The organism is Actinophytocola sp. (genome assembly GCF_035762905.1).
Lineage (GTDB): Bacteria > Actinomycetota > Actinomycetes > Mycobacteriales > Pseudonocardiaceae > DASYTH01.
Map to the genome: position 1 here is coordinate 1 of NZ_DASUCC010000107.1, position 4,428 is coordinate 4,428.

Sequence of the window (4,428 nt, forward strand, 5' to 3'; positions counted from 1 at the left end):
GAAGAGAACCTGTCGCAAGGGCTGGTCAAGTTCCGGGTCAAGTCGGGCGCAGACCGAGTCCAGGGTGTCAGCAAAGACGGGGTAGATCTCGTAGAGCTGCCGACCCATACCGGCACGCTGGGAACCCTGACCAGTGAACAGGAACGCGGTCTTGCCCGGCCGCACCGCGCCGGTCACGGCATCGGCACCGAACAACACCGCCCGGTGCTCCAGTGCGGCCCGACCGGTGGCCAGCGAGTAGGCGACATCGACCGGATCGGCATCGGACAGCGCACGCAGCCGGTCGACCTGAGCGCGCAGCCCGGTCTCGGTGCGGGCGGACACCGGCCAGGGCACCACCACGGACGGGTCCGGAGCCGAGGCGGGTGCGGACGGCCGTGCGGCGTTGGGTTCCTGCAGGATCACGTGGGCGTTGGTGCCGCTGATCCCGAACGAGGACACCGCGGCCCGGCGCGGGCGATCGTCGGCCGGCCAGTGCCGGTTCTGGGTGAGCAGCTCCACCGCACCGGAGGCCCAGTCCACGTGCGGCGACGGCTCGGCAACGTGCAGGGTCTTCGGCAACGTGCCGTGCCGCATCGCCTGCACCATCTTGATCACGCCGCCGACCCCGGCGGCGGCCTGGGCGTGGCCGATGTTGGACTTCAGCGAACCCAGCCACAACGGTGTTTCCCGGTCCTGGCCGTAGGTGGCCAACAGCGCGGACGCCTCGATCGGGTCGCCGAGCACGGTTCCGGTGCCGTGTGCCTCCACAGCGTCCACATCGGACGGTGCCAGTCCGGCGTCGGCCAAGGCGGCCCGGATCACCCGCTCCTGCGCCGGCCCGCTCGGCGCGGTGAGCCCGTTGGAAGCGCCGTCGGAGTTCACCGCCGTGCCGCTGACCAGTGCCAGCACCTGATGACCGTTACGCCGGGCGTCGGAAAGCCGCTCCACCAGGAGCATCCCCGCGCCCTCCGCCCAGCTCGTGCCGTCGGCGGTGGCGGAGAACGACTTGCACCTGCCGTCCGGGGCCAGCCCGCGCTGCCGGCTGAAGTCCACGAAGGTGTCCGGCTTGACCATCACGGTCACACCGCCGACCAGCGCCATCGAGCACTCCCCCGCCCGCAACGCCCGGGCGGCCAGATGCAGCGCGACCAGTGACGAGGAACAGGCGGTGTCCACGGTCATCGCCGGGCCCTCCAGCCCGAACGCGTAGGCCACCCGGCCGGACACCACGCTGGCCGCGCTGCCGGTGCCGAGGAAGCCCTCGGCGTCCGGCGGGATCGCCGCCATGCTGGAGGCGTAGTCGTGGTACATCACCCCGGCGAACACGCCGGTTCCGCTGCCGCGCACCGAGGTCGGGTCGATCCCGGCCCGCTCGAAGGTCTCCCAGGCCAGTTCCAGCAGCAGCCGCTGCTGCGGGTCCATGGCCAGCGCCTCCCGCGGCGAGATCCCGAACAGCGCGGCGTCGAACCGGTCCGCCTCGTGCAGGAAGCCGCCCTCCCGCACGTAGGTGCTGCCGTGCCGGCCCGGGTCGGGGTGGTAGATCCGGTCCAGGTCCCAGCCCCGGTTGACCGGGAAGCCGGTGATGCCGTCGATGCCGTCGCGGACCATCCGCCACAGGTCCTCCGGGCTGCCGACGCCGCCCGGGTAGCGGCAGCTCATCGCGACGATCGCGATCGGGTCGTCGGCGGTGACCCGGCGCGATCGGGTCGCCGGTCCGGCCGCCCGCCGGGCGGTTCCGGCCAGTTCGCCGAGCAGGTGGTCGGTCAGCGCGTACGGCGTGGGGTAGCTGAACACCAGCGTGGCCGGCAGCCGCAACCCGGTCGCCGCGCTCACCCGGTTGCGCAGCTCGACGGCGATCAGCGAGTCGAAGCCAAGCTCGGCGAACGCCCGGGCGGGATCGACGGCCGCGGCCGAGGCGTGCCCGAGCACGTCGGCAACCTGGGTCAGCACCAGCTCGCCGAGCACCCGCCGTTGCTCCACTTCGGACAGTCCGGCGAGCCGGCCGGCCAGCGCGGACGGGGTGGCGGCGCCGGCGGCCCGGCGCCGGGAGGTCCGGACCAGACCGCGCAGCAGCGCGGGAACCTGCTGACCGCGCGCGGCCGCCGCAGCCGCGGGGTCGGTGGCCAGCGCGACCACGTGCGCCCGGCCGTCCCGGGTCGCGAGATCGAGCAGGGCCAGGGCGTCGTCGTCGGCGAGGGTGCCGCCGAGCGTCGTGGTACGGGTGTGCGCCTTGCCGTCCGGCCCGCCGGCCATGCCGTCGCCGGCCGCCCACAGTCCCCAGCCGAGCGCGATCGCGGCCAGGCCGGCCGCGTGTCGTTGCACCGCGAGGGCGTCCAGGACCGCGTTGGCGGCGGCGTAGTTCGCCTGCCCGGCAACGCCGAAGGTGGCGGCGGCCGAGGAGAACAGCACGAACGCGCCGAGCGTGGCCGGGGTCAGTTCGTGCAGGTTCAGCGCGGCGTCCACCTTGGGCCGCAGCACGGTGTCGAGCCGGTCCGGGGTGAGCGAGTCGAGCACGCCGTCGTCCAGCACCCCGGCGGCGTGCACGACGCCGGCCAGTGGGTGGGCGGCGGGGATGCCGGCCAGCACGGCGGCGAGCGCGGCGCGGTCGGCGGCGTCGCAGGCGACCACGGCCGCGGTCGCGCCCAGGCTCTCCAACTCGGCCACCAGTTCGGCCGCGCCGGGTGCGTCCGGGCCGCGCCGGCCGGCCAGCACCAGGTGCCGCACCTCGTGCCGGGTCACCAGGTGCCGGGCCACCCGGGCACCGAGCGCGCCGGTGCCGCCGGTGATCAGCACGGTGCCGTCGGGGTCCCATCCGGTGTGTCCGGACTCGTCCGGCTTGGCTCGGGCCAGCCGGGCCGCGAGCGGCCGGCCGGCGCGGATGGCCAGCCGCGGTTCATCCACAATGGACAGTTGGGCGAGCGCGGCGGTCGATGCCGGGTCGTCGTCGAGGTCGACATGCACGATCCGGTCCGGGTTCTCGGTCTGCGCGGTGCGCACCAGCCCGGCGACCGCGGCGCCGGCCAGGCTGCGCACCGGGTCGCCGGCTCCGGTGGACACCGCGCCCCTGGTCAGGACCATCAGTCGTCCGGAGTCCGGATCGGCCAGCCAGGTCTGGATCGCGGTCAGTGCCTGGTGGGTCGCGGCGCGGATCCCGCCTGCGGTGTCGTCGCAGCCGGCGGCGGGCTCGACCGGTACCGGCTCCGGGCCGGGTTCGTCCACTGTGGACTCGGGTAGCTCCACCCAGTCCACCTCGAACAGCATCCCCCCGGTGGTTGCGTGGGGTTGCGCGTCGGCGACCGGGCGCATGGTCAGCGCCTCGACCTCGGCCACCGGCGCGCCGGCGCCGTCCGCCACCCGCACCGAGACCGTGTCCGGGCCGGCCGGAGCGAGCCAGACCCGCAGCGCGGTTGCCCCGGTGGCGTGCAGGGTCACGCCGGACCACGCGAACGGCAGCCGCGCGGTCCCGGTGTCCGGGATCGGGCCACCGAGCCCGATGGCGTGCAGTGCGGCGTCCAGCAGGGCCGGGTGCAGGTCGAACGATTCGGCGTCGCGGTGGGCCGGCTCGGGCAGGGCGACCTCGGCGAACAGTTCGTCACCGGCCCGCCAGGCGGCACGCAGGCCGACGAAGGTGGGGCCGTAGACCAGGCCGCGTTCGGCGAGATCGGCGTAACAGCCGGTGAGGTCGACCGGATCGGCGTTCCCGGGGGGCCACGCGGTCAGGTCGAACGGCTCGGCCGGGATGGTTTCGGCGCCGAGCAGGCCGGTGGCGTGCCGGGTCCAACTCTCCGCGCCGTCCGGCCGGGCGTGCACGGACACCGGGCGGGTGCCGTCGCCGTGCGCCGGGCCGACGCTCACCTGGACCTGCACCGCGCCGTGCTCGGGCAGCACCAGCGGGGCCTCAAGGGTCAGCTCGTCCAGCCGCGGACAGTCCACGTGGTCGGCGGCGTGCAGGGCCAGCTCGACGAACGCGGTGCCGGGCAACAGGATCGCGCCACGCACCACGTGGTCGGCCAGCCACGGGTGGGTGGCCACCGAGATCCGGCCGGTGAGCACCAGGCCGTCGCCGTCGGCCAGCGGCACCGCCGCGCCGGCCAGCGGGTGCGTGCCGGACGTGCCGCCCGCCGGCCGGGCGGACGGCCAGAACCGCTGGCGCTGGAACGGATACGTGGGCAGGTCGACCGGCTCGCCCGGGGATCCGAACAGCGCCGGCCAGTCCACCGCCGTGCCATGCACGTACGCGGTGGCCACCGCCGTGAGCAGGGTGGTGGCCTCGGCCCGCCCGGCCCGCAGCACCGGAACGGCGAGCCCGTCGCCGACCATGGCCGACAGCACGCCGTCCGGGCCCAGCTCGAGGAACCGGGTGACCCCGTTGCCCTGCAACGTGGTGAGGCCGTCGGCGAACCGGACCGCGTCGCGGACGTGCCGCACCCAGTACTCCGGGTCGGT

1 protein-coding gene is annotated in these 4,428 nt (G+C 74.9%); it reads right to left on the reverse strand.

Annotated elements, in window-relative coordinates; genetic code table 11:
• Nucleotides 1-4,410: type I polyketide synthase (locus VFV67_RS23330; RefSeq protein ID WP_326472751.1), on the reverse strand; the 4,410-nt coding region annotated here is incomplete at its 3' end.
• Between the last annotated feature and the right edge of the window lie 18 nt (nucleotides 4,411-4,428).